At 72.2% G+C, this 25,862-nt stretch carries 21 protein-coding genes; 9 read left to right on the top strand and 12 right to left on the bottom strand.

From position 1 onward, the window contains the following. Positions 1–15 precede the first annotated feature (15 nt). The 6 genes from ACIP9D_RS06920 to acs all read right to left on the bottom strand — a co-directional run bounded on the left by ACIP9D_RS06920 (position 16) and on the right by acs (position 12,211). Positions 16–948, bottom strand: coding sequence for an alpha/beta hydrolase (locus ACIP9D_RS06920; protein ID WP_350868041.1), 933 nt, complete (start codon positions 946–948; stop codon positions 16–18). Positions 949–1,100: 152 nt separating this feature from the next. Next, entirely contained in the window at positions 1,101–1,586 is a 486-nt protein-coding gene (locus ACIP9D_RS06925; RefSeq protein WP_350868039.1) for a hypothetical protein, read from the bottom strand. Positions 1,587–1,709: 123 nt separating this feature from the next. Beyond that, positions 1,710–4,136, bottom strand: coding sequence for an immune inhibitor A domain-containing protein (locus ACIP9D_RS06930; RefSeq protein ID WP_350868811.1), 2,427 nt, complete (start codon positions 4,134–4,136; stop codon positions 1,710–1,712). Between the two features lie 324 nt (positions 4,137–4,460). Then, on the bottom strand, positions 4,461–6,767 hold the full coding sequence (locus tag ACIP9D_RS06935; protein WP_350868037.1) for an immune inhibitor A domain-containing protein: 2,307 nt from the start codon (positions 6,765–6,767) through the stop codon (positions 4,461–4,463). 392 nt (positions 6,768–7,159) lie between these two features. Beyond that, positions 7,160–9,952: an immune inhibitor A domain-containing protein gene (locus ACIP9D_RS06940; RefSeq protein WP_350868035.1), complete on the bottom strand. Its 2,793-nt coding sequence runs from the start codon at positions 9,950–9,952 to the stop codon at positions 7,160–7,162. A gap of 267 nt (positions 9,953–10,219) precedes the next feature. Further along, positions 10,220–12,211, bottom strand: coding sequence for an acetate--CoA ligase (gene acs, locus ACIP9D_RS06945; protein WP_350868033.1), 1,992 nt, complete (start codon positions 12,209–12,211; stop codon positions 10,220–10,222). Positions 12,212–12,388: 177 nt separating this feature from the next. Here acs and ACIP9D_RS06950 point away from each other — a divergent pair, with 177 nt between their 5' ends. After that, positions 12,389–13,135 (top strand): oxidoreductase, encoded by a 747-nt coding sequence (locus ACIP9D_RS06950; protein ID WP_350868031.1) that lies wholly within the window; start codon positions 12,389–12,391, stop codon positions 13,133–13,135. A gap of 55 nt (positions 13,136–13,190) precedes the next feature. On the opposite strand, the gene ACIP9D_RS06955 is transcribed toward ACIP9D_RS06950, so the two are convergent. From ACIP9D_RS06955 to ACIP9D_RS06980, 6 genes are all read right to left on the bottom strand, one after another. Next, complete coding sequence (locus ACIP9D_RS06955; RefSeq protein ID WP_350868030.1) at positions 13,191–13,823, bottom strand: TetR/AcrR family transcriptional regulator; 633 nt, start codon at positions 13,821–13,823, stop codon at positions 13,191–13,193. Next, on the bottom strand, positions 13,718–15,055 hold the full coding sequence (locus ACIP9D_RS06960; RefSeq protein WP_400449602.1) for a methyltransferase: 1,338 nt from the start codon (positions 15,053–15,055) through the stop codon (positions 13,718–13,720). The genes ACIP9D_RS06955 and ACIP9D_RS06960 overlap by 106 nt, the downstream gene beginning before the upstream one ends. A gap of 128 nt (positions 15,056–15,183) precedes the next feature. Further along, positions 15,184–16,080 (bottom strand): hypothetical protein, encoded by an 897-nt coding sequence (locus ACIP9D_RS06965; protein ID WP_350868028.1) that lies wholly within the window; start codon positions 16,078–16,080, stop codon positions 15,184–15,186. A gap of 359 nt (positions 16,081–16,439) precedes the next feature. Then, entirely contained in the window at positions 16,440–17,243 is an 804-nt protein-coding gene (locus ACIP9D_RS06970) for an HAD-IB family hydrolase (protein WP_350868026.1), read from the bottom strand. A gap of 465 nt (positions 17,244–17,708) precedes the next feature. Beyond that, complete coding sequence (locus ACIP9D_RS06975; RefSeq protein WP_350868024.1) at positions 17,709–19,001, bottom strand: MFS transporter; 1,293 nt, start codon at positions 18,999–19,001, stop codon at positions 17,709–17,711. Beyond that, positions 18,998–19,537 (bottom strand): helix-turn-helix domain-containing protein, encoded by a 540-nt coding sequence (locus ACIP9D_RS06980; protein WP_350868022.1) that lies wholly within the window; start codon positions 19,535–19,537, stop codon positions 18,998–19,000. The genes ACIP9D_RS06975 and ACIP9D_RS06980 overlap by 4 nt, the downstream gene beginning before the upstream one ends. A gap of 311 nt (positions 19,538–19,848) precedes the next feature. On the opposite strand from ACIP9D_RS06980, the gene ACIP9D_RS06985 reads away from it, so the two are divergent. From ACIP9D_RS06985 to ACIP9D_RS07020, 8 genes are all read left to right on the top strand, one after another. Next, complete coding sequence (locus ACIP9D_RS06985; protein WP_350868020.1) at positions 19,849–20,295, top strand: glutaredoxin domain-containing protein; 447 nt, start codon at positions 19,849–19,851, stop codon at positions 20,293–20,295. 191 nt (positions 20,296–20,486) lie between these two features. Next, complete coding sequence (ssd, locus tag ACIP9D_RS06990; RefSeq protein ID WP_350868018.1) at positions 20,487–21,590, top strand: septum site-determining protein Ssd; 1,104 nt, start codon at positions 20,487–20,489, stop codon at positions 21,588–21,590. After that, the gene (locus tag ACIP9D_RS06995) at positions 21,587–22,798 is read left to right on the top strand and encodes a TadA family conjugal transfer-associated ATPase (RefSeq protein WP_350868016.1); all 1,212 of its coding nucleotides are present in this window, start codon (positions 21,587–21,589) and stop codon (positions 22,796–22,798) included. The genes ssd and ACIP9D_RS06995 overlap by 4 nt, the downstream gene beginning before the upstream one ends. A 572-nt stretch (positions 22,799–23,370) precedes the next feature. Then, positions 23,371–24,039 carry a hypothetical protein gene (locus ACIP9D_RS07000; protein WP_400449480.1) on the top strand — a complete coding sequence of 223 codons (669 nt, stop codon included), beginning with the start codon at positions 23,371–23,373 and terminating at the stop codon, positions 24,037–24,039. Then, positions 24,039–24,890: a type II secretion system F family protein gene (locus ACIP9D_RS07005; RefSeq protein ID WP_400449482.1), complete on the top strand. Its 852-nt coding sequence runs from the start codon at positions 24,039–24,041 to the stop codon at positions 24,888–24,890. The genes ACIP9D_RS07000 and ACIP9D_RS07005 overlap by 1 nt, the downstream gene beginning before the upstream one ends. Positions 24,891–24,917: 27 nt before the next feature. After that, on the top strand, positions 24,918–25,085 hold the full coding sequence (locus tag ACIP9D_RS07010) for a DUF4244 domain-containing protein (protein WP_076470820.1): 168 nt from the start codon (positions 24,918–24,920) through the stop codon (positions 25,083–25,085). Then, positions 25,082–25,450 (top strand): TadE family type IV pilus minor pilin, encoded by a 369-nt coding sequence (locus ACIP9D_RS07015; protein ID WP_350868014.1) that lies wholly within the window; start codon positions 25,082–25,084, stop codon positions 25,448–25,450. Before ACIP9D_RS07010 ends, ACIP9D_RS07015 begins: the two co-directional genes overlap by 4 nt. Beyond that, a complete protein-coding gene (locus tag ACIP9D_RS07020; RefSeq protein ID WP_350868013.1) occupies positions 25,447–25,836 on the top strand; it encodes an Rv3654c family TadE-like protein in 390 nt (129 codons plus the stop codon). The genes ACIP9D_RS07015 and ACIP9D_RS07020 overlap by 4 nt, the downstream gene beginning before the upstream one ends. The last annotated feature ends 26 nt before the right edge of the window (positions 25,837–25,862 follow it).

Raw genomic sequence — 25,862 nt, forward strand, 5'->3', positions numbered from 1 at the left:
ACCTGGCCGGGCCGGTCAGGACTTCGTCCAGCGCAGCACCTCGCCGAGCACCACCTCGGGCGCCTCGACGTGCGGGAAGTGCCCCACCCCGTCGAGCAGCCGCCACTCGTACGGGGCGACGACGTAGCGCCCGGAGCCCTGGGCGGTACGCGGCAGCGAGGCGAGGTCGACCGCGCCGTGCAGTTGCAGGGTCGGCGTGATCAGCGGCTTCTGCATCAGCCGGACGAAGCGGTAGCCGTGCAGCCGCAGCACCGAGCGGAACGCCCACCGGTAGCCCTCCAGCGCGCAGAACGCCGCCTGCGGGATCCGCATCGCCTCCCGGCAGCGCTGGGCGTACGCCGCGAAGTCCGGCCCGGCCACCCAGTCCGGCCCGCCCCAGCGGCGCAGGTACTCCTCGACGGCCGCCGCGCCGTCCCGGGTCAGCACGTGTTCGTAGCGGGGCAGCTGGAACTTCAACGTCGGCGTGGCGGCGGCGAACTGTCCGCGCGGATCGGCGAAGATCGCCGCGCGCAGCCGCAGCGGGTGCGGCGCGCCGAGCACCACCAGCCGACGGACCAGGGCCGGGTGGAACGAGGCGACCGTCCAGGCGACCATGCCGCCGGCCCCGGAGCCGACCAGGGTGGCCGAGCGCTCGCCGAGGGCACGGATCAGCCCGGCGATGTCGGCGGCGAGCGTGTAGCCGTCGTACCCCCGGGGTGGCTTGTCGCTCGCGCCGTAACCGCGCAGGTCGACGGCGACCGCCCGGTAGCCGGCGTCGGCGACGGCCGGCAGCAGCTCGTGCCACGCCCACCAGTGCTCCGGAAAGCCGTGCAGGAAGAGCACCATCGGCCCGGCGCCGGCTTCGACCACGTGGAACCGGCTGCCGTTCGCCCCGACGAACCGGTGCGTCCAGGGCCCCTCGGTGAGGACGCAGGACTCGTCGACGGTTCCGCCGTGCTGGTCGGTCATGGTCCCAGCCTAGGACCCGGCACCTCGCGGCGGTGCGGGCCGTCAGGTGAGGGGCGCAACGGCCGTCGCGCGCGCCGGCCGGGCGGGGCGACGGGATCCGGGCCGGAGGCGGTGTGCCGGCCGCGTGAACGCGGCGCGGGAGGCCGGGGCGGTCAGTCCGACACGATGCTCATCGGGATGCCGGGGCCGCAGGCGATACGGGCCAGGGTGGGGGTGAGTCGGAGCGTGACGAAGCTGCCGGGGCGCAGCTCACCGGCGTTCGGGCCGTGCAGCGCGTACTCGGTGCCGTCCTCGGCCACCAGGCCGTAGCAGGGGCCCCGGCCACCGCGGGTGATGTGCCCGCTGACCAGGCTTGCGGGTCGCAGGTCGGTGGGCGGGCTCGGCTTGACGGCCGGCGGACGCAGGGTGGGCAGTTCGGTGGCGGACATCGGCGGCCGTGCCGGCGAACCGGTCGACTCCGGTACCGGCGGGCCGGTCGGACCGGGCGTCGGACCGGTGGCCTGCTCCGGGGTCGGCGTGGCGCTCGCACTCGCGGTGGGGGAGGTGGCCGGCGGGGCGGTCGTACCCGCATCGTCGGAGCGGGCACAGGCGGTCAGCGCCAGCACCGGCAGGAGGACGAGGACACCCCGGGGAGACATCAGCACCTCCCTTCGACGCCGCGCCGGTCGCCGCAGTTCCGGGGCCGGCAGAACTTGCTGCGGGGCGGGAACGACAACGGCGCCCGGGAGAACCCGGGCGCCGCCGTCGTCACCGTTGACGAATCAGGAAATGCGGATCTTCATCGAGGTGCCGTCCTGCTCCAGGACCTTCACCTTGACACCGGCTGCGGGGAGCTTGACGCCGTGGTTCGGCAGCTCCTCGTAGAAGTACTTCTTGGTGTCGTCGAAGAGCGGCTCCGCGTCCTGGCCGCGGATGTACTGCGGCTGGCTGTTCAGGTGCAGGGTGAACGAGTCGGCCTTCTTCAGGCTGAACGGCGCGTCGTACACCTGGACCCGGGCCCGCCACGGCTGACCGGTGAGGTTGTAGATCGGGCGCGGGTGCGCGTCGATGTACAGGTTGCGGCCCTCACCCGGGTGGCCGCCCGGGTTGGTCGGCGACACCGGGGCGGTGTTGTTGTCCGCCCAGCGGGTGTTCCAGTACGAGATGAGCAGGCCCTCCTGGTACGCGTAGTGGTCCACCCAGTCCGGGCGGGTGTTCGCGTAGCCGAAGAAGTACGGGCCGGTCTTCAGGTACTTGTCGTACGAGACGTACGACCGGTTGCCCGCGATGTAGTAGTTGTCGAAGAGGCGGGTGTAGGTCGCCCCGACCACCTGCCAGCCGTCAAGCGCCCAGCCGGCGTCGGTCTCGGCGCCGTCGCTGAACACCGTCTGGCCGTCGGCCGTCACGGTGATCGCGTCACCGAAGAAGCCGCCCTCGGAGACGCCACCGTCGGTGACGTAGTGCAGGCGGACCTGCGCGACCTTGCCGGCGAGCGAGGTCAGCGGGATGTTGATGTCCGCCCACGCGCCGTTGCTGCTGCCGTCGAGGGCCGGGCGGTCGGCGCCGTCGACGCCGATCGGCTGGCCGTTGACGGTGCCGTCCAGGTCGGTCCAGGTCTGGCCGCCGTCGGTCGACCCCTCGAAGTAGAGGTAGTCGTAGCCCTCTTCGATGCTGTACTTGCCCTTGAGCGACAACGCCGCCGACGACTTGCCGGTGAGGTCGAACGTCCTCGTCATGCTGTTGTTGAGGTCGTCCTCGTTGCCCGAGAAGTACTGCTTCGAGCCCGCGAACGGGGCACCGTAGTTGAAGGTGTACTCCCGTTGGGGCAGCACCACCACCACACCCTGCGCCTTCTTGGAGTTGTACTCCTGCGGGCCCAGGTCGAGCGTGCGCTTCTGCCCCGCGACGACCACCTCGTAGTCGAGCCAGCCGAGCTGGAGCTTGTTCCACGCGCCCAGGTCGCCACCACGGTCACCGATACCGGGGTCGTTCTTGGCGCCGAGCCGGCTCTGGGCCATCAGGGTCCAGTGCTCGTTGCTGTTGTCCGCCGGTCCGTAGTCGTCCGGCAGGCCCAGGTCGTGGCCGTACTCGTGGTAGAAGACGCTGCGGCCACCGTTCTCCGGCTGGATCGTGTAGTCACGGATCCAGACGCCGGTGTTGCCGATCTCGGTGCCGCCGATCGGGAAGTTCGGCGGGCCGACCGGCGAGCTGTTGAACGCGGACCAGCGGTGGCTCCAGATGGCGTCCTCACCCTGGTGCGGGTCACCGTCGGCCTGGTCGCCGCCGGAGTGGACGATCTGGAAGTGGTCGATGTAGCCGTCCGACTCGTTGAAGTCGCCGTCGCCGTCGTAGTCGAACCGGTCCCACTGGTCGTAGGACTTCATGTCGGCGGCGATCTGCGCGTCGGTGCGACCCTTGGCCTTCTGGTCGGCGACCCACTGGTTGGCGGCGTCGCGGATCAGCAGCCAGGTGTTCGAGCAGACGTTGTCGCCGCAGACCGCCGGGTCGCCGGTCGGGTCGTTGTCGGCCTTCGGGTCGTCGGAGCGACCGTAGCGGGCCTCGTTGTAGGGCACCTTGACCCAGTCGGAGACCATGCCGTCGACCGTGTAGCGGCCCGAGGACTGGGCCTCGTAGTACTGCTTCAGCGACTCGTCGCCCGGGTTGGTGCCGAAGTAGAGCTGGCGGAAGTGCTCCGGGCTGAAGTCCGGCTGCCAGACGGTGGAGTTGTCCACCGCCCGGTTGGGCTCCGGGATCTGGTTGTGCAGCGGCCCCTCGAAGGTGGTCGGCCCGGCGATGTCCGGGTTCATGTCCTTGTCCGGGTAGGACGGGTGCCGCTGGTCGCCGAACTCCGCCAGGATCACGAAGATCTTGTCGGTGCGCTCGCGCTTGAGCTCGACGTACTGGTCCTTCTTGCGCTCGTTGCCGGTGAAGCTACGGGCGGTCGGGCCCGTGCCGGTCGTCTCGCCGACCTTGACGACCGTGCTTCCGTTGCGCTCGATCGGCTTGCTGCGCCCGCTCAGTACGTCACTGAGCCCCTCTTGGCGCAGTTCCCGGCGCTTGTCTTCCAGCTTGTCGGGGAGTTCGTCCTTCAGCGCCTGCGGTTCGGCTGCGGAAGGAGCTGCTGCCGGCAGTTTGGGCTGGGGCGCCGCCGAGGCGGACGGGCCGAAAGCCAGGCCTGTCGCCGTCAGTGAGAGCCCGAGCAGACCCACTGCGACTCTGCGCACGTGGTACCTCCGGTGTGAGGGAACCGGCCCTACGGGGGTACGGACCGGTGGAGATCGATCCCACAGGTGGGACCAATGGTGAACATAGACACTGGCGGGACGGGTGGGAAGATGGACGCGTCGATTTGTTGCAAGATTTTGTTTGCTCCGTCGTCAGCCGTCACACCCCGAGCGCTCCATCAACGTTCGTGAGCAGGGTCGGGCCGGAACGCGCGCACGTGCAGCGGTGCATTTCGATCAAATGGTTCGAGGACCGAAAAAGTGGGGCCGGCGGCGTCTCCGCCACCGGCCCCACGATTGATCGATGGATCAGTTGGTGACCTTCACGACCATGTCGTCGGTCGGGTTGGTGCCCTGCTTGAGGATCTCGATCCGGGTGCCGGTGCCGGCCACCTTCACCGAGTTCTGCTCGTTGTTGGCGGCCCAGTACTGGCCCGCCTTGGTGTCGTCGAACACCGCGTTCGGCTTCAGCTGCGGCACGGTGATCGCCACCCCGTTGAGGCGGAACGTCTGCGCCGGCTTGGTGTAGAGGCTGAACGTGCCGTCGTAGCCGTTGCGCCGGTTGGTGATGGTGCCCTGACCCTTCACCTTGATCGCCTCCGGGCGGACGTCAACCGGCAGGTTGAGGCCGTAGCCGGGGTGCGCCGAGGTGTTGTTGTCGCCGTACGCGTAGTTCACGTACCAGACCAGCATGCCGGGCTGGTTCGAGAACCGGTCCACGAAGTCCGGCCGGGTGGTGCCGTAGCCGAAGTTGTAACCGCCGGTCCGCAGCGCGTCGTCGTATCCGAAGTAGGTCCGGTTCTCGGCGATGTAGAAGCGGGGGTAGACGTCGGTGACCGAGCCGGCCATCCGGGTGAAGCCCTTCGCGCTCCACTCGGCGGCCTGGGTCTCCGCGTCGTCGGTCCACGCGGCCGTGCCGTTCCTGGTCAGCGCGATGTTGTCCAGGAACGCGCCGGCGAAGTGCACGCCGCCGTCGGTCGCGTAGCGGTAGCGGAACTGCACGGTCTGCCCGGCGTACGCGGACAGGTCGTAGGTCAGGTCCACCCAGTTGCCGTTGCTGGAGCCGTCGATCCCGGTCTCACCGGCGTCGACCAGCGAGTTGGTGAGCGAGGTCCAGCTGGTGCCACCGTTGGTGGACACCTCGGCGTAGAGGTAGTCGAAGTCCTCTTCGATGTCGTACTGGGCCTTGGCCGTGATCGACGCGGTGGTCGCCCCGGTCAGGTCCAGCGTGCGGGTCAGCGAGTTCTTCAGGTCGTCCGCGCTGCCGCCCCACCACTCGTACGAGCCCGCGAACGGGGTGTTGTACTCGGTGGTCTGGGTCTGCGCCGGCAGGCTGACCACGACCGCCTGGGCCTTCGGCCCGTCGTTGTCACCGGCCGGGCCGAGCGTCACCTGGGTGGTGCCGCTGTCCTCCTCGACCACGCTGTGGTTCAGCCAGCCGAGGAAGAGCTTCGACCACGGGTCCATGTAGCCCGGGGTCGACCCGATGTCGTCGGTGCCGTGGCTCAGCCAGGAGCCCGAGGACATCAGGCTCCAGAAGCCGACGCCGTTGTCGCCGCCGTCGGTGTCGTAGAGGTCCGGCAGGCCGAGGTCGTGGCCGTACTCGTGGGCGAACACGCCCAGGCCGCCGTTCTCCGGCTCGGTGGTGTAGTCCCGGATCCAGAGGCCGGTGTCACCGATCTGTACGCCGCCGGAGAGGTTGCCGGCCGGGCCGGCGACGCCCTCCAGGTTGGTGAAGGCGCCCCAGCGGTGCGACCAGATGGCGTCCTCGCCCTGGGCGCCGCCGCCGGCCTCCTCGCCCTCGCCCGCGTGCACCGCCTGGAAGTGGTCGATGTAGCCGTCGGGCTCGTTGAAGTTGCCGTCCCCGTCGAAGTCGTACCGGTCCCAGACGTCGAACTGGGCCAGGTACTCCTTGATCTGGGTGGCGGTCTTGCCCGCGGCGACCTGGGAGTCGTACCAGGACGTGGCGCTGTCCTTGATGAAGTTCCAGGAGCCGTCGGCCTCGGAGATGGCGTTGCTGCCGTACCGGGCCTCGTTGTACGGCACGGTGACCCAGTCGGTCACGTCGCCGCCGACGGTGTAGCGGCCACCGGACTGCGTGAGGTAGAAGTCGCGGAACGACTCGCCCTCGCCGTAGAACATGTCCAGGTAGTGCTCGCGGTGGAAGTCGGGCCGCCACATCGTGCTGTTGTCGTCGGTGGCGTTGCCGTCCCAGTTGCGGTCCGGCTCGGGGATCTGGTTCACCACCGGGCCGGCGGCGCCACCGGTACGCGGGTCGGTCTTGTCGCCGAAGTTGACCAGCATGGTGAAGATCGGGTCGACCTTCGGAGCCTGCTGGTACTCGACGAACAGGTCGTCCTTGACCTGGATGACGTTCGAGCCGTTGCGCTTCTGCAGCTTGGCCTTGCCGGTGAGCAGGTCGGCGATGGCCTGCTTGCGGAGCTCCCGGTGCTGGTCCGCCTTCGGGTCAGGCAGGTTGTCGCGACCGTGCTTCGCCTTGTCGGATCCGGGGGTCGGGCCTGCCGCCGGGGCGCCGGAGGCCGGCGTCGCCACGACTCCCGCCGCCAGCAGCGCGGCCGTGGCGGTGGCCAGACCGGCTGTGACTCGTCTCCTCAAAGGTCTCCTCCTTTGTGGATCTGTTACATGACAATGCGTTGCCGAAGCCATCACTGTCATGAGATGCGTCACTCACCCTGGCAGAGCGTTGAACGAATGTCACGAGTCAATTGTTCGATCGCGCTCGACATTCTGGGATGTTTTAGCAGGACAAGTCGGTCCAAACAGGCCGTAGCCTTAGGCAACTGTTCACGTTACGTTTCGATCACGATCACGCAGAGTAGTGGGGATTATGGAGTCCCCAATGGGGAGCGCCACCGCCGCTGAGATCGTCACATTCGCGAGCTACGGCGTTCGGCGCGGGGACCGGCCCGGACGGCGGACGGCCCGCCCGAAGCGATTGCTTCGGACGGGCCGCCCGTTGACCACCCGTCGCAAGGACGGGTGCGCGGTCAGTTCCTCGCCGGCGTCACGTAGATCGTCGCGGACGAGTTGTCCCGCTTCGCCTTCTTGATCGTGAGCGAGACCCCGAAGTTGACGCCCTGGTCACCGGGGTTGCCGGTGCCCAGCACGATCACGCCGCCGCCCAGGGTCACCCCGTAGAACTCCGGCGCGGGCGTGCCGTCCGGGTTGGTGACCCGGGTGGTGTACGGCGCGTTGTTCCGCGACGGCAGCACCACCGAGGCGTCGCTGTCCCGGGCGTACGCCGCGCCGTCCCGCATCTCGATGCCCGGGTACCAGCCCTTGGCGTCCGTGAACGCCTTCACCGGGGGCTGCGAGCGGAACTTGGTGCAGTAGGCGCTGTACGGCTCACCCGCCGCCTCCAGGCACTCCGTGAAGGGGTACGTCGAGTTCAGCGAGAACGCCGCGTTCGACGACTGCGGACGGCTGGGCAGGTTGTCCGTCACCGACGGGTCCTTCACCGCGGCCTGGCCGGTCCGCCGGTACGGGTCGAAGTGCGAGTCGACGATGAGCAACCCGCCCTTCGCGCCGTAGCTCGGCAGCGCGGTGAGCTGCCCGGTGACGTGGTTGACGTCGCCGAGCGCGGTGTCCCGGTACCAGACCAGCATGCCCGGGGCGTTGTACGCGATCCGGTCGACCTTCCACGCGTCGCGCGAGTAGATCGTGTCGTAGGCGTACTTCAGACCCTTGTCGAAGCCGTCGAAGTTGCGCCACTCCGCCAGGTAGTAGTGCGCCTGGGTCATGGTGCCGCTGTCGATGTTCCAACCGCCGCCGGTGGTGTCGACCCAGGTGCCGCCGGTGGCCGTCCAGCCGTTGGCGCCGCCCTCGACGTCGTCGGTCCAGGTGGTGGCCCCGCCGCCGGTGACCGAGAAGTCGTCGGCGAACCAGCCGCGCTCGACGAACGCCTCGTCGGTGGCCTGACGCAGCCGCAGCTGGATCGTCGTCCCGGCGTACGCCGACAGGTCGACGTAGTCGTGCCGCCAGCCGTCGGTGCTACCGGTCAGGCCGTACTTCTTGCCGCCGAAGTCGTTCATCCGGCCGTTCGGGTCCGGGTAGTTGTCCGGCGTGGTGACCACGTTGCCGGCCTCGTCGTAGACCTTCTGCTCGGCCCAGGTGGTGCCACCGTCGGTCGACACCTCGACGAAGCCGTAGTCCCAGTCGGCCTCGATGACGTAGTTGTTCCACATCCAGAACTTGGCGTCCGCCGCCGCGGGCACCGCCACCGAGCGGCTCAGCTTGACGTCGGCCCAGTCCTGGTCGTTGCCGCTGTGCCACATGTTCGCGCCGCTGTGCGGCGTGGCCAGCGTGATCACCTTGTCCGGCAGGTCGACCTTGATGCCGTCCTCGGTGCGGACCGGGGTGCGTGAGGTCTGCCCGAGCTCCACCGTCCGCGCCCGGGAACCGGGGGCCACGGTGAGCGGGTCGGCCCAGCCGAGCACCCACTTGTCCCAGATGCCCATGTGGGTCGGCAGCGCCTGGAAGATCTCACCCGAGTGCGAGCCCGAGGCCATCAGGTCCCAGAAGTCCACGTCGGAGTCGGCGTTGCCGGAGGTGTCGTAGAGATCCGGCAGGCCGAGGTCGTGACCGAACTCGTGGGCGAAGACGCCGACGCCGGCGTCCTCCGGCTGCACGATGTAGTTCGACACCTGGAGGTTGGTGCCCGGGATGGCGAAGCCGCCCGGCACCGAGGAGGAGTGCGCCCAGACCGCGTAGACGCCCTGCGCGCCGCCGCCGCTGGACTTGCCCTTGCCGGCGTGCACCAGCACCAGGTGGTCGATCACGCCGTCCGGCTCGAAGAAGTTGCCGTCGCCGTCCCGGTCGCCCTGGTCCTCGATGTCGTAGTCGGCCCACGGGAAGTTCGGGTTCGTCTGTGCCAGCGTGGTGATCGCGTCGGTCGCCAGACGGCCGGCACCGGCCGGGTTGTCCGGGTGGCCGTTCATCGACTGCTGGCGGCCGGCGACCCAGTTGCCGTTCTCGTCCTGGAAGCAGCGGTTCGCCGCGTACCAGGCCTCCGAGTGCGGAACCGTGATCCACGGGCTGGCCTGCCCGTCCACGGTGTACGCGCCCTTGGACATCTCCAGGTACATGTTGTGCATGGTGCGGCCGGACAGGTCGATGCCGCGCTTGCCGTCCGGACCCTTCAGGTCCTTGCGCACCCGCTCGGTGATGCCCGTCTTGGTGTAGAGCATCTTGTCGTAGTGGTTGGGCGAGAAGTTCGGCACCCACATCGAGTTGTTGTCCTCGTACCCCAGGTTGGCGGGGTTCGGGATGTTGTTGTGCTTCGGCCCGTTCTGCACCGTGCCCGGCACGCAGGTGCGGTCCTCGAACACCGTCCTCGGCACCATGACGTCGGTGAAGTCGTCGTTGGCCTGGTCGTTGAACTCGACCAGCAGCGTCAGCAGCTTCGCCGTCTGGGTGCTGGGGGCCTGCTTGATCTTCCGCGGGTTCTGCTTGGTCCGGATCGACTTGGCCTCGATCTTGGCCAGCTCCCGGGCGGTCACCGGGTTGCCGCGCGCGTACTTGCGGTCGAACGCCCGCGCCTCGTCAGGCGGCGAGGTGTAGACGCCGTCCTTGCCCTTGACCTCGCGGCCGCCGGTGTCCGGCTGCACCTCGGGCTCGGCGTAGTTGATGTAGTGCTCATCGGCCCCGATGACCGCGCGCGGGGCCGCGGTCGTCTGGGCCGCGGCGCTGCCGGTCACGGTCAGTGACGTGGCCGCGAGAGCAACGGCGGGCAGCGCGACGAGTAGGCGCCGGCGTGCCCCGGACTGGGGTTTTTTGTTCATGCCACTCCATTTCTCGGGCATGGCAAAGGAGGACGTCGGCCGACCGATCGAGAGAGTGATGCCCGTCGAACCGGCTCGACGTGCGTGAACCTAAATCAGAACCGACCGGAGCGACAGGGGTCAAAGCTCGCCTATGTCCGTTCAGCTTCTCCCGGCTCCCCCGACCGACCGATATGACAGTCGGCAACCATCTGGGTGGGCGGCCGTAAGACGTGACGGAGGGTGGCGGTCCACCGGACCGCCACCCTCCGAGGTGTACGTCTGCCGTCAGTCCTCGTCGGACTTGCCGCCGCTCATACCCGCCGAGATCAGCTCCATCACCGAGGAGTCCTGGAGCGTGGTGACGTCGCCCAGCGACCGGTGCTCCGCCACGTCGCGCAGCAGCCGGCGCATGATCTTGCCCGAGCGGGTCTTCGGCAGCTCGGCCACCAGCATGATCTGCCGGGGCTTGGCGATCGGCCCGAGGGTCTTCGCCACGTGGTTGCGCAGGTCCGCGATGAGCTGCTCGCCCGCCTCGCCGGCGGTGTCCGCGCTACCCCGCGGGATGGCGAACGCGACGATCGCCTGACCGGTGGTCGGGTCGGTCGCGCCGACCACCGCCGCCTCGGCGACCGAGGGGTGCGAGACCAGCGCCGACTCCACCTCGGTGGTGGAGATGTTGTGACCGGAGACCAGCATGACGTCGTCGACCCGGCCGAGCAGCCAGATGTGCCCGTCGTCGTCCTTCTTGGCCCCGTCGCCGGCGAAGTAGACCCAGTCGCCGCCCGACCCGCCGGCGCCGGCGCCGAACCGGGACCAGTACGTCTCGATGAACCGGTTGTCGTCACCCCAGATGGTGCGCAACATCGACGGCCACGGCTCGCGGAGCACCAGGTAACCGCCGCCACCGTTGGGTACCGACTGGCCCTGGTCGTCCACCACGTCGCCGACGATGCCCGGCAGCGGCGTCATCGCGCTGCCCGGCTTGGCCTCGGTCACGCCCGGCAGCGGGGAGATCATGATCGCGCCGGTCTCGGTCTGCCACCAGGTGTCCACGACGGGGAGCTCACCCCGGCCGATGTGCTGCCGGTACCAGATCCACGCCTCCGGGTTGATCGGCTCGCCGACGCTGCCGAGCAGTCGCAGCGAGGAGAGGTCGAAGCCGGCCGGGATGTCCTCGCCCCACTTCATCATGGTGCGGATCAGCGTCGGCGCGGTGTAGAGGATCGTGACCTTGTACTTGTCGACGATCTCCCAGAACCGGCCCTTGTGCGGCGTGTCCGGCGTGCCCTCGTACATCACCTGGGTGGCGCCGTTGGAGAGCGGTCCGTACACGATGTAGGAGTGCCCGGTGACCCAGCCGATGTCGGCCGTGCACCAGTAGACGTCGGTCTCCGGCTTCAGGTCGAACACCGCGTGGGTCGTGTACGAGGCCTGGGTCAGGTAGCCGCCGGTGGTGTGCAGGATGCCCTTCGGCCGTGCCGTGGTGCCGCTGGTGTAGAGGATGAAGAGCGGGTGCTCGGCGTCGAACGGCTGCGCGGTGTGCTCCGGCGAGGCGGTCTCCACCGTCTCGTGCCACCAGCGGTCCTTCGCGGACCAGGCGACGTCCTCGCCGGTGCGGCGGACCACCAGCACGTGCTCGATCGACGGGCAGTTCGCGACCGCCTCGTCCACGGTCGGCTTCAGCGCCGACGGCTTGCCCCGCCGGTAGCCGCCGTCCGCGGTGATCACCAGCTTGGCGCTGGCGTCCTGGATCCGGTTGGTCAGCGCGTCGGCCGAGAAGCCACCGAAGACCACGCTGTGCGTGGCGCCGATCCGGGCGCAGGCCAGCATCGCGACCGCGGCCTCCGGAATCATCGGCATGTAGATGGCCACCCGGTCGCCCGCGGTGACGCCCAGCTCGGTCAGCGCGTTGGCCGCCTGGCAGGTCAGCGTGTGCAGGTCGGCGTACGTCAGCGTGCGGGTGTCACCCGGCTCGCCCTCCCAGTGGATCGCCACCCGGTCGCCCCGGCCGGCCTCGACGTGCCGGTCCAGGCAGTTGTACGCCACGTTCAGCTCACCGCCGACGAACCACTTCGCGAACGGCGGATTCGACCAGTCCAGCACCTGGTCCCACTGCTTCGACCAGGCCAGCCGGTCGGCCTGCCGCTCCCAGAAGGCCAGCCGGTCGGCCGCGGCCTCGTCGTAGGCGTCGGCCTTGACATTGGCCTCGGCGGCGAGTGCGGCTGGCGGGGGGAACTGGCGCGTCTCGTTCAGCAGATTGGCCAATGCCTCGCTCATCCGTGACTCCTCGTCGCTCGGGGTGACCTGCGTCTTGTCTGGGGGAGAGGTTAGTCCGGCCGGTCGGCGTGGGCGACCGCCGCCCGCCCGTACCGCGCCGAGCGGCCCCCGGCGCGCGCCAAGCTGCACGACGGCCCGGTCGACGTGGCCGGCGGGCCGGGTCGCTAGCGTGACGGGGTGACCACCGACCCGCTCGCCCCGCTGCTCGCGCTCGCCGACATCACCCCCGCCGTCGAGCGCGCCCGCGAGCGCTTCGACCAGGCGCTGCGGCACCGCGCGCTGCGCCGGCACGGCGGCCAGGTCGCCGCCGAGGTCAGCCTCCGCTCCGCGGTGGCCAGCGCGGCCCTGGAGGGGTACCCGCGCGAGCGCGAGGCGGTGCGCGCCGGCACCGTCACCGACCCCGTCGTCCAGGGCGCGTTGCGGGTCGCCGGCGCCCTGCCCGGGTTGACCGACCTCTGGCCGAAGGCGCCGCGACAGGCGCTGGCCCGGCTGCACGTGCTCGCCGCCCGCGACGTCGTAGCCGAGCCGGAGCTGGGGCGGCCGGTGACCGACCCGGTGGTCGGCGCCCGGCTGGACGGCCTGGCCGGGCTGGCCGCCGGCGGCACGAAGGTCCCGCCGTTGGTGCTCGCCGCCGTGGTGCACGGCGAACTGCTGAACCTGCGCCCCTTCGCCGGGCCGTCCGGGGTGGTCGCCCGGGGCGCCGCCCGGCTGGTGCTGCTGTCCAGCGGGTTCGACCCGCGCGGCCTGCTCGCCGTCGACGTCGGCCACCACGAGCGCGAGCCGGAGTACGTCGGCTCGGCAGGTGCCTTCGCCACCGGCACCCCGGACGGGCTGCGCTCGTGGCTGCGGCACTACATGAGCGCCGTCGAGGTGGGCGCCGACCAGCTCACCCAGATCGGCGACGAGATCCTGGCCGAAGCCTGACCAGGCGCACAGCTCGGTACGGGCCGCCTCGCGCGGCGCCGGCGGCTGGGGCGGGTCAGCTCCGGCGTGCCGCCCTGGTGATCTTTGCCTGCAGCGCCCGCCGGGCGATCGGGCCGAGGTCGTCCACGATCTCGATGAGTACGGCGAGCTGGTCGAGCGCCGACATTGCCCGCTCCATCCCGTCCCGGTCCACGCCGCCGTAGAGCTCCAGCCCGACGAACGCGGCGGAGACCGCGCGGGCAAGGCCGGCGACGTCGGCGATCTCGGCGAACGGGGATCCGGCCAGCAGCCGACGCAGGACCGACTCGATCTCGTCGACCCAGAGCTGGAGGGCGGCGCCGGTGGGGGCGGCGAGCCGTTCGTCGCTCTGCGCGCCGGCGAGCATCTGGGCCAGGAACGAGACGTTGCCCAGTTCCTGCTCCTGCTCGTGCAGGGCGCGCCCCACGTCGAGCAGCTCCCGCAGCGAGCGGACCTCGGCCAGCCGCGTCGACCAGTGGGCGACCCGTTCGGCGGTGCCGGCCTGGCAGGCCGCGGTCAGCAGGTCGTCCACGCTGCCGAAGTGGTAGAAGACGAGGGCCTGGTTCACTCCGGCGGCTGCCGCGATGGTGCGGGCCGAGACTCCGGCGATGCCGTGCTCACGGATCGCGGCGATGGCGCCGTCGAGCAGCCGTTGCTTGGTGTCGGACATCCCTCTCCTCGCCGCCTCGCCGGGTGCGGCGGTGCGATCATCGCATCGGTCACCAGCTGCGCGAGCCAGTCGATCCCCGGCAACCGTAGTGTCCAGCCCACCAGGGCCCAGCCGAGGTCGACGTGCTCCAGCGCGCAGGCGACGGCGGCCACCCCCCGTTCCGTGTGGCCGTCGCCGCCCGCGTACTCCGCCCGCCACAGCAGCCGTGGATGCTCCGCGGCGGGCGCGATCGTGAGGTTCACCGGCCGCCGACGTTCGAGGAACCTCCGTGTCGCCTCGCACGGTCCGCAGTCGTCGTCCAGCCACAGGACGGCCGGCGTGCCGGGGTACGGCCGCCAGCGCGGCCACCAGTTCCGGACCTGCCGCCGGTATCCCTGCCAGCGCTGCCCGTACCGGCGGTCCAGGTCGTACTCCTCGTGCGGACGCGCCACCGCCGCACCGAAGGCGACGATCACCACGGCGGCCGCCGCGAGGGCGAGGCTGCGGGTGACCGCGGCGGTGAGCAGCGTCAGGGCGACCGCGCCGACCTGCATGGGGTTGGCCAGGTAGGAGTACGGGCCGGTGGTGACGAGTCGACCAGGCGGATCCCACGGGTACGGGGTGCCACCGCCGCGAGCCGAGAACTCGCGTACCGCGGCGAGCGCCGGCACCGCGACCAGCAGGGCCACCTGCGCGAGGAGCACCAGCCGGGTCGCCGACAGCCCGGTGAGCGCCGCCCAGGAGTCGTCGCCGAGCTCGAAGGCCAGGGTGGGTACGAACCACAGCAGGAGGGCGGTGAAGAGACCGAGCTGGAGGAGGGTCCGCGTACGCAGGTGCCGCCGGTCGGCGCTGAACCGGCCGAGCAGCTGCGCCGGCAGGGCCACGGCGAGGAGCCCGACCACCTCCCCGACCAGCCAGTGCGGCCCGAGCCGGACCAACGGATGCAGCGCGGGCATCGCCACCGCGTCGAGCCAGAGCAGTAGGCCGAGCGCGACCGGCACGGGGAGCACCCGGCGTAGCAGCACGGGCAGCGGGCCCCAGAGCGCCGCCCAGCCGATCCAGAGGTCGACCGGCATGCCCCGGTAGGCGCCCCGCACCGAGGCGAAGGCGAACCAGCCGGTCGCCCGCGCCACGTCGTTGAGGGCGACCACGCCGACCGCGGCGGCCACGAAGGCCAGCAGCGCGGCCGCGCGCGCGTCCTGACGGCGGTCCAGCCGTGCGACCGTCCGGGCGTCCTGGCGGCGGTCCAGCAGCGCGACCGTCCGGCCGTCCCGGCGGCGGTCCAGCAGCGCGACCGTCCGGGCGTCCTGGCGGCGGTCCAGCAGCGCGGCGGCGAGCACCGCCAGCAGCGGCACCGCCAGGCTGAGGTGGCGTGCCGCGGTCACCGCAGCGCCATCATGTCCAGCAGGTGCTCGACCCCCTCGCCGAGCAGCGCGTCCTGGAGCGGGCCGAAGTACCAGGACGGGTCGAGGCCACGCTGGTAGTCGACGGTGACGCGGACCTCCGTGTGGCCGGCGTCGACCGCCCGCCAGCGCAGGTCGGCGTGCTGCCAGGTGAACCAGCGGCCGGTGATGGAGCTGTCCTCGACGAACCGGAAGGCCACGTGCCGCGGTTCGCTGGTCTCGACCTGGGCCAGCAGATGGCCGCCCGGCCCGTGTGCGCTGCCGTGGTAGCCGAACATCCAGCGGTCGCCGGGGGCCAGCCCGTCGCCGCTGACCTGGCGGGGCGTGGGGACGCCCAGCAGCCGCAGCGGTACGGACCGGACCGGGGCTGGTCGGGGGCCGGCGGCGAGGCGGGTGGCCACCTCGCCGGCGGGGAGCGCGATGACCCGGACGACCTCGACCGACTGCTCCGGGTCGAACCGCGGGCCGATGCCGCTGCCCTCCAGCCCGGGCAGGAGCAGCAGCGGCACCGCGACCACCGCGTACGTGCGCGAGGAGCGGTTGACCAGGCGGATCAGGGCCGTGGTGCCGTGGGCCACCGCGTACACCAGAGGCGAGGCCAGGACGACGCAGATGGCGCCCTCGTGCAACGCCACCGCCGCCAGCAGCAGGGCGATGGTGGTGACGACGAAGACCCGGCCGTGCGCGGTCCGGCCGGGGCTCAGGGCCAGCGCCGCAGCCAGCAGCACGGGGAGCGCCACAAAGAGCAGGGCGCTGTCGGCGCGGCCGTCGCGGACCGCGGCCGCGAAGACCACCAGGCCGAAAAGCCCGATCAGGCCGGCCAGGATCCAGTTGGCCGTGGCGCGTCGTGGGCGCGGGTCGTTCTGCTCCGACATCGGTCCTCCCCGTTTGAGCGGTCGCTCAAACGGAGGATAGGAGGAATTGAGCGAGTGCTCAATAGCGCGGGCGTGCGAGTGCCCGCGGCAGTGGAAGGGCTGCGGACGCCGCCGAGGGCCGGGGTCGGCGACGGTGCGGCGATGGTGCTGCCGCGAGGATCTCGGTCGGTGACCGCGGCGCGTTGCGGCGTCAGGCGGCGTGGACCGTCAGACGGTGCAGGCTCTCAGGCGGTGCGGACGCCAAGCGGTGCGGTCAGTCGGCGCGGGTCCAGGCGGTGCGGACGCCAAGCGGCGCGGTTCGTCGGCGCGGGTCCAGGCGGTGCGGGCCCGGGCGGTGCCGATGTGCGGCGGCGCGGGTGTCAGGCGACCGGGGCGGAGCGGGTGCGGCGGTGCCGGCCGTACCAGGCGATGCCGATCGCCACCCCGACGCCGACCGCCGCAGCGGCCGCGGCCACCGGGACGGCCGGGCGCTCGCGCAGCCGCCGGCCCAGCGGGATCGGGTGCCGGAACTCGAGCACCGGCCAGCCGTTCTCCGCCGCCAGCTTGCGCAGTTGGCGGTCCGGGTTCACCACGGTCGGGTGGCCCACGCACTCCAGCAGCGGGCGGTCGCTGTACGAGTCGGAGTAGGCGTACGAGTCGGCGAGGTCGTAGCCGCGCGCGGCGGCCAGCTCGTTGACGCCTTCGACCTTGCTCGGGCCGGCCGCGTAGAACTCGACCTCGCCGCTGTACCGACCGTCCTGCACCGCCATCCGGGTGGCGATCACGTCGGTCACCCCGAGCAGCTCGCCGATCGGCCGGACCATCTCCTCGCCGGAGGCCGAGACCAGCACCACGTCCCGGCCGGCCGCCTGGTGCTCCTCGATCAGCGCGGCCGCCTCGGCGTACACGTACGGGTTGATCAGCTCGTGCAGCGTCTCCGCGACGATCTGGCGGACCTGCTCCACCTGCCAGCCCTTGCAGAGGGTGGCCAGGTAGTCCCGTGTTCGGGCCATGGTCTGCTCGTCGGTGCCGCCCAGCCGGAACATCAGCTGCGCGTACGCCGACTTGACCACGTCACGCCGTGTGATCAACCCGTCCCGGTAGAACGGCCGACCGAACGCCAGTGCGCTCGACTTGGCGATGACGGTCTTGTCCAGATCGAAGAAAGCGGCACCTCGGCCCACGGCGCGAAAGTCTATCCGGATGGTCTATGGTCGGCGGGTGCCCGGGGTCCGGTGATCTCCAGACCAGCGGGCCGACCCGATCACTTCTGCTGACGGTGATCGCGATCACACTCTGCGAAACAAATTCGCAGGGAGTGGAGTGAACACCACTCGACGTAACAGGTCTGCTCAGGCAGACTTGTCCGTACGACGAGCATGCATATGTCGCACAACAGGCAGACCCTCAGCGGTTGCACCCCCCGTGACCGCTGAGTTGGTTCGGCTCGACCCCCCCGGAGCCGAACCTCCCGACGACCCCCGTCTCCCCCCGACGGGGGTCGTCCCTTTCCGGGTCCAGCATTGAGGCCCAGGTCACAGCTCGCCTCCATCAAGGCGTGGTGGCTAACGACAGCAACGCTGACAGCAACCGAGCGGGACGGCGGCACGCCTTTTCAGTCGTGACTTCGAAGCTGCTGGCTGCACCGATCAGGCAGAGATGACGGCATCTCTCACCCGGGCGGGGCCGCTGTCCTCTGCCGGACTCTCACGGTCGGAAGAAGCACGTAGCGCCGCCTCGACCCGGCGGTTGCTGGTCATGGTCGCCGTGACGGCGGTCATGGCGAGGAGGGTGCCGGCGGCGGTGTAGAGCGGTGTGCGTACGTCATAGGTGGTGGCCAGCCAACCGCCGAGGAGGGCGCCGAGCGGAGCGGCGCACATGGCGAGCATGCGGGAGGTGGAGGCGACCCGGCCCATCAGGTGGCCGGGGACGATCGCCTGTCGGAGAGAGGGGCCGAGCACCATCGTGGCGCCCATGCCCGCTCCGCAGACGGCGAGCGCGAGACCGGCGACGTACGGGTTCGGGGCGGCGGCAAGACCCAGGATGGCGAGTCCCTCGACCGCGGCCGTGCAGGTGAGCGCGGTGCCGGTGCCGAGTCGTCGGCCGAGGAACGAGGCGATGCCCGCGCCGAGCAGGCCGCCGGTGGCCTCTGCCGTGAGGAGCAGGCCGAAGCCGAAGGTGCCGATGCCGAGACGGTCGTGCGCGAAGAGGGCGAGTACGGTCTCCACGGCGAGGAAGGCGATGTTCCCGACCGCCGGGCGCAGTGCGAGGCCGAGCAGCAGCCGATCCCGGAATACGTACGAGGCACCGGCCCGCGCCTGCCGCAGCAGCGACTCACGGACCTGCGGTACGGACCGGGTTACGGCAGGCAGCGACCGTACGAGCAGTGCGGAGAGCGCGAACGACACCGCGTCGGCGAGCAGCGGAACCGACCGCCCGAGCGCGAGCAGGGCACTGCCCGCAGGCGGCCCCGCGAAGCCGGACGCGGCGGTCTGGGCGCCGCGCAGGCGGGAGTTGGCGCGCTCCAGGAGCGCGGGGTCGCGGCCGAGCAGATCCGGCAGGTAGGCCGTGGCGGCCGTGTCGAAGAAGAGTCCGCCGAGGCCGAGCAGGAAGGCCACGGCCGCGAGCAGTGGAACGTTCAGCATGTCGAGCGCGGCCGCCGCCGCTGGTATCGCGAGCAGCACCGCACGTGCTGAATCCGCGACCCACATCGTGCGCCGGCGGTCCCAGCGGTCCACCAGCGCACCGCCGAGCACCCCGAAGAGCAGCCACGGCAGCGTTCCGGCGGCCGTGACGACGGCGAGCGCCATCGGATCCCGCGTCACCATCAACGCGAGCAGCGGCAGCGCGGCGTGCGTTACCCCGTCACCGAGCGAGGAGATCGTCTGCGCAGTCCACAGCCGTCCGAACCCGGTCGGCAACTTTCGGGCGTCTGGGGTCACTTGGCGCCCCCTTCGGCCTGCTCGCGCCGCGCCGGGTGGAACAGTGCGAAGACGAGTGACGCGTCCGGCAGCGACGGATCCGACAACTCCCGGTACTCGTCCGCCAGTGCCTGCAGCCGCGCCCCCAACTCCGCGAACTGCTCCTCGGTGAGCCGCAGGTGCGCCATCCGTACGTGCCGCTCACCATCCAGCGGTGCTGCCTCCAGGTCCGCCACCGCATGCCGCATCAGCACGTCCGGCCCTCCCTCGCCCGGATCCGGCAGCGCAATCGTCCGCGCGGCCATTGCGTAGTACCGCTCGGTGACCCCTCGGATCTTCCGCGTTCGTACCACCTTCACCAGGCCGGCCCGTTCGAGCAGCCGTACGTGGTAGCTGGAACTTCCCTTCGCGAGGCCCGCCCGCTCGGCGATCTGCGTGATCGTCGCGGGCTCGAAGCGGAGCATGGCCATGATCCGGTGACGGGTGAGGTTGGAGACGGCGCGTAGCTGCTCGTCAGTGGTGACGTGAAGCGTCTCGGGAAGATCATCGGTAGACACGCGACCAATGGTCAACAACTCTTGACCATTGCGCAAGGGGGTTCCCTCCTGTCTTGCCGGATCGAAGGACGCGAAAGGCCGATTCCGGGCGGGGATTACTCCATAGGGGAGCGCCCAAAATGGGTAGATACTGCCGAACAGGGTGCGTGCTCAGTGAACAGGGTCACACCTGGCCGGACGGCGATGGACGTGGTGCACAGAGCTTGTAAACCAGGCGCCGGGTCCAGCAATGAAGCCACGTCACAACCCCCACCGGCCGGCCGGCAGCCGCCCCGGGCCGCCGGGGCGACCGGCGGGTAGCGTCCGGCGGCATGCTGCGTAGTTGGAAGCTGACGGGCATCGCGCTGGCCTGCGGGGCGGTCGTGGCGGGCACCCTGTTCGCGACGGGCTCGACCCAGACCGGCGCCGTTGAGCTGCTGGTGTTTCTCGGCTTGGCGGCCCTGCTGTCGCCACTGGTCTTTCCGAGGTCAGTCGACGCCGCCCAGGCGCAGGAGCGCAGCGCGGGTGACGGTCGAGTGATCATCTATTGGCGGCCCGGCTGCCAGTACTGCCTACGGCTTCGCGCCCGGCTGGGTCGGAATGCGCGGCAGGCGTACTGGGTCAACATCTGGAGCGATCCCGCCGGTGCGGCTGCGGTCCGGGCGGTGACGGGGCGCGACGAGACGGTGCCGACCGTCGTGGTCGGTGGAGAATCCTTCGTCAATCCCGACCCGGGCTGGCTGCGCGACCGGATGCGCGCCCTCGGTGGCCGGAGCTAGCGTCGTAGGCCGGCAAATTACCTGCTGGGAGGGGGTTCGGGGGGTCGGCGGCGCATAGCAGATCGACTGGTCCGGCGGGCGTTGTCCACAGCTGGCTGAGTTGTCCACAGGGGGCGGCAGGAGGGCGGTAGGCGGGGCGGAACGCGAGCAGGGTCTCGGTCAGCACCCGAGCCCGACCGCTGGAGGCCGCGATGCCACCCCGTACCGCCGTTCCATCACCCACCCGCCGACCGCTGGTCGTCACCGCCGACGGCGAGCTGCTCGACGACCTGCTCCGGCTCGCCGCTGCCGGCGGTGCCGAGGTGGAGCTGGCACCCGACCCGGCCGCCGCACGGACCCGCTGGCTGCCCGCGCCGATCGTGCTGGTCGGCGCGGACCAGGCCCAGCCCTGCCTGCGCGCCCGGCTGCCACACCGGCCCCGGCTGGTGCTGGTCGGCCGCTCCGGGGAGCTCGATCCCGGCTGGCAGGTCGCCGAGCTGATCGGCGCCGAACACGTCGCCACGCTGCCGGCGGCCGAGCCCTGGCTGGTCGACCGCCTCGCCGAGCACGGCGCCGACCGGCCGTCCGGCCCCGGAGCGCGCATCGTCGCGGTGCTCGGTGGGCGGGGCGGCGCCGGGGCGAGCGTCCTGGCCGGTGGCCTCGCGGTCACCGCGGCCCGCACCCGGCTGCGCACCCTGCTGGTCGACGCCGACCCGCTCGGCGGCGGGCTCGACCTGGTGCTCGGCTGGGAAGAGTTGGAGGGGCTGCGCTGGCCGGCGCTCACCGACGCCGACGGCCGGGTCGACGCCCCCGCGCTGGTCCGGGCCCTGCCGAACCGGGGCGACCTGGTGGTGCTCTCCTGGGACCGGGGCGACCTGCTCGCCCTGCCGGCACCGGCGATGGCCGCCACCGTCGACGCGGCGCGGCGCGGGCGGGATTTCGTGGTGGTCGACCTGCCCCGGCAGCTCGACGACGCCGCGGTCATCGCGTTGCAGGCCACCGACCAGGCGTTCATCATCGTCCCCGCCGAGCTGCGCGCCACCGCGGCTGCGGCTCGGGTGGTGGCCGCCGCTTCGCCGCACTGCGCCGACCTGTCCGTCATCGTCCGCGGGCCGGCTCCCGGTCGGCTCAAGGCGACCGAGGTGGCAAGGGCGCTCGGGCTCCCGCTGGCCGGCGCGCTCCGGCCGGAGCCCGGCATCACCCGCGGGCTGGAGCGCGGCGAGGCGCCGGCCGCATCCGGTCGCGGCCCGCTGGCGGTCCTCTGCCAGCGGATCGTCGCGGAGTTGACCGGCGTGCCCGCTGCGGGTGCGGCGTGACCGGGCGGCCGGACGGCGACGGGCTCTCCGCCCGGGTACGGCAGCGGATGGCCGCCGCCGCGACTCCGGTCACCCCGGCGGCGATCGTCTCCGCGGTACGGGCCGAGCCCGCCGCGGCCGTCCTCGGCGACACGGCGGTGCTGCGGATGGCCGACCGGGTACGCGACGAACTCGTCGGCGCCGGCCCGCTCGCCCCGCTGCTGGCCGACCCGGAGGTGACCGACGTGCTGGTCAACGGCACGCGGGTGTGGGTCGACCGGGGGCAGGGGCTACACCAGGTGGCGGTGCCGGTGGGCTCGGTCGACGACGTACGGCGGCTGGCCCAGCGGTTGACCGCGAGCGCGGGGCGGCGGTTGGACGACGGCTCCCCGTACGCCGACGCCCGGCTCGCCGACGGCACCCGGCTGCACGCCGTTCTGCCGCCGGTGGCGACCGACGGGCCCTACCTGTCACTGCGGACCTTCCGGCAACGGCCGTTCACCCTCGACGAGCTGGTGCAGCACGGCACGGTGCCCCGACCGGTGGCGCCGCTGCTCTCCGCGGTGGTCGCGGCACGGCTCGCCTACCTGGTGACCGGTGGAACGGGATCGGGCAAGACCACGCTGCTCAACACGCTCCTCGGGCTGGTGCCGGCGACCGAGCGGATCGTGCTGGTGGAGGACGCGGCCGAGCTGCAGCCGAAGCACCCGCACGTGGTGGGGTTGCAGGCGCGTACCGCCAACGTGGAGGGCTCCGGCGTGGTGAGCCTGGCCGACCTGGTCCGCCAGGCGCTGCGGATGCGACCGGACCGACTGGTGGTCGGTGAGTGCCGGGGCGGCGAGGTGGTCGACCTGCTCGCTGCCCTGAACACCGGACACGACGGTGGAGCCGGGACGCTGCACGCCAACGCTCCGTCCGACGTGCCCGCCCGGCTGGAGGCGCTCGGCATGCTCGGCGGGCTGCCCCGGGCCGCGCTGCACGCGCAGGTGGCCGCCGCGCTCCAGGTGCTGCTGCAGGTACGCCGGGGTGATCGGGGCCGGGTGCTGGAGGCCATCTGTCTGCTGCTGCCCGAGGGGCCGGAACGCCTGGTCACCGCGGTGCCCGCCTGGGTGCGCGGACGCGGCCTCGGTCTCGCCGGGCGGGCGCTCGCCGCGCTGCTGCGGGATCGGGGCGTACCGGTGCCGCCGATCCTCTGCGAGCCCTGGCCCGGTTCGGCCGGCCCGGCATGAGCGGCGGGCTGTGGCTGGCGGCCGCGTTCCTGCTGGTCGCGGCCGTCCTGGTGGGCTGGCCACTGCACAGCGCGCGGGCCCGCCGCCGCGCGTTGGTCGCGACGATGCGGCCGGCCGAGCCTCCCGAGCCTTCGCGGACGTGGCGGGCGGCGAGCGGTGACGGTGGCGGCCGGCCGAGCAGGTCGGGTCGGCGCGCCGACCCGGCTGCGGAGGATCCCCTCGTCGGCTGGGTCGCGGAGCTGGGCCGAGCCCTCGACGTTTCCGGCCCGCTGGGTGATCGCGATGGTTCCGCGCACCGCACGGCGGCGACGACCGGACCCGGCGGCGATCCTGCCCGGGCTGGCGGAAACCGCCGCGCGCCCGCGATCGAGCGGGACGTCGACACCCGAGTGCCGTGGCCGTCTGGCGGATCCCCCCGACGGTCGCGCCCGCCGGGCCCGTCGCGTCCGCCGGGACGACGGGACAGCCGTGGGCCGGCCGGGCTCGGCGGGACGCCGGCCGCGAGCGTCTCGGTACAGCACCGGCCGACCGTCGCCACCCCGGCGGCGCGGCCGGACCGTCCCGGATGGTCGATGCTGTTGACCGGATCGCCGAGGCGCACGCTGTTCCTGGCCGGTCTGACCGGAGCCGGGGTCGGTGGTTTGCTGGCCGGGCCGGTCGCCGCGGCGGCACTCGCCGGCTACGGACTGCTCGGCGTCCGGGCGGCCGTCCGGTGGCAGGTGACCCGTTCGGTGGAGCGAGCCCGGCGTCGCCGGTTGGACCAGCTCGCCGGTCTCGCTGCGGACCTCCGGGCCGGGCTGCCGGTGCCGGCGCTCGGCGGCGCCGCGACAGCCCCGACTGTCGAAGGTGCGGACCAGCCGGTCGCTCATGTCGCGACAGCGGGGCGTCCCGAGCCCGGGGGCCGGCTCGATCGGCTCGCGTCGGCGGCGGTGCGTCTCGCCGACCGTACCGGCGCGCCGTTGGCGGAGTTGCTGGAGCGGATTGAGGCGGACGCGCGGTCGACCGACCGGGGACTGGCCGCCGCAGCAGCACAGGCGGCGGGCGCCCGGGCCACCGCGTGGCTGCTGGCAGCCCTACCACTCGGTGGCATCGGGCTCGGCTACGGCATCGGGGTGGATCCGGTGCGGGTGCTCCTGCACACCCCGATCGGTGCGGCCTGCACGCTGCTCGCGGTCGCCCTCCAGGCGGCCGGGTTGTTCTGGGCGGAACGGCTCGCTGGTACTCCCGGCGGGGCCGACTGATGCTCCGAGCGGCCGTCGCCGCCGGCTGCCTGGTCGCGGCGGCCCTGCTCCTCACCGTCACCGGCCGTCGACCGCTGCACCGGCTGCGCGTCCCCGACGGCGGGGCGCGGGCGTGGAGCGGCGCGCCCCCGTCGGACGGCGCGCGCCCGTGGAGCAGCGGGCGGTCGGGGGAGGGCGGGCGGTCGTGGGGCGGCAGCGTCGCGGCTGCCGGCGGGCCGGGGGCGCAGAACGGTGCGCCTCCCGGCCGGCAGCGTCGGCGGCCGGACGTGATCCGACTCGCGGCCGCGCTGGGCGGCGTGGCGGTGGCGGTGGTCGTCGGCGGCTGGCCGGGTCTACTCGCCGCGGTACCCGCCGCGCTGATGCTCGACCGGTTGCTCCGGCGGATCGAGTCACCCGCCGTCCGCAACCGGCGCCTGCGCGAGGGCGCCGACCTGCCACTCGCCGCCGACCTGCTGGCGGCGGCTCTGCGGGCTGGCGCGCCGGTGGACCGCTCGGTGCTCGCGGTGGCCGAGGCACTGGACGGCCCGCTCGCCGAGCGGCTCGGGCGGGTCGGCCGGACGCTCCTGCTGGGCGGCGGTCCGCAGGAGGCGTGGTCCGCACTCGACGGGGTGCCGGGGGCGGAGCGCCTGGCGGCGGCCGCGTACCGCTCGTCGAACAGTGGCGCCGCGCTGGCCGGCGCGCTCACCCGGCTCGCCGACGACCTGCGTGCCGATCGGGCCACCGCCGCCGAGGCGTCGGCCCGCCGGGCGGGCGTGCTCATCGTCCTGCCACTGGGGCTCTGCTTCCTGCCGGCCTTCATTCTCGCCGGCCTGGTGCCGGTGATCGTCGCCGTCCTCGGCGACGTGCTCTGAGAACCATCGAGGAAAGGGGTACGGCTCGTGCGCAAACTTCTCGCCCGCCTCCGCGGGGACGCCGGAATGAACACCGCCGAGTACGCCGTCGGCACGCTCGCGGCGGTGGCCTTCGCCGGCATCCTGCTGAAGGTGCTGACCTCCGGGAACGTGCAGTCCGCGTTGACCGCCGTCATCGACCGGGCGCTCAAGTGAGCCGGCGCCGGCTGGCCGGTCGCGACCGGGGGTCGTTCACCGCCGAGTTGGCGGCCGGCCTGCCGGCGCTGCTGCTGCTCCTGCTCGCCGGGCTGACCGCGGTCAACGCGGTCGACGCCCGGGCTGGCTGCCTGCACGCGGCTCGGGAGGCGGCGCTCGCCGCCTCCCGGGGCGAGGACGGAGCGTCGGCGGGGGTCCGTGCGGCCCCACCCGGGGCGGAGGTCGCGGTGGCGGTCGACGGCGAGCGGGTGCGGGCGACCGTACGGGCACCGGTCCGGGCGCTGGGTGCGCGGCTGCCCCGGATCACCGTGTCGGCCACCGCCGTCACCGCCGTCGAGCCCGGCACCCCCGGAGTGCGCCCGTGAGCAGGCCCCCGCGCTGGCCGGCGCTGCCGTCGGGCGGCGGGGATGCGCAGCGGGGCGGAGCCAGCGTCTGTCTACTCGCGGTCGGGTTGGTGTTCGTGCTGGCCGGAGCGTTCGGGGCCGCCGTCGGCGCGGCCCGGACGGCCGTCCAGCGGGCCGGCGTCGCGGCCGACTTCGGTGCGCTCGCCGGTGCCGGCCGGGCGCTCGACGGCGACGTCGCCGCCTGCGCGCTGGCCGCCGAACTCGTGGGCCGCAACGGCGGTCGGCTGGTCGCCTGCCAGCTCGACGGCCTCGACGTGCTGGTCACCGCGGAGGTCACGGTCACACCACTGCCTGGCCTGACCCGGGTCGCGACGGCCACCGCCCGAGCCGGCCCGGTACGCGGGTGACGGGGTGCGGGTCACCGCGACTTCCG

The sequence above is a fragment of the Micromonospora sp. NPDC093243 genome, assembly GCF_044753725.1.
In the GTDB taxonomy this organism is placed as follows: Bacteria; Actinomycetota; Actinomycetes; order Mycobacteriales; family Micromonosporaceae; genus Micromonospora.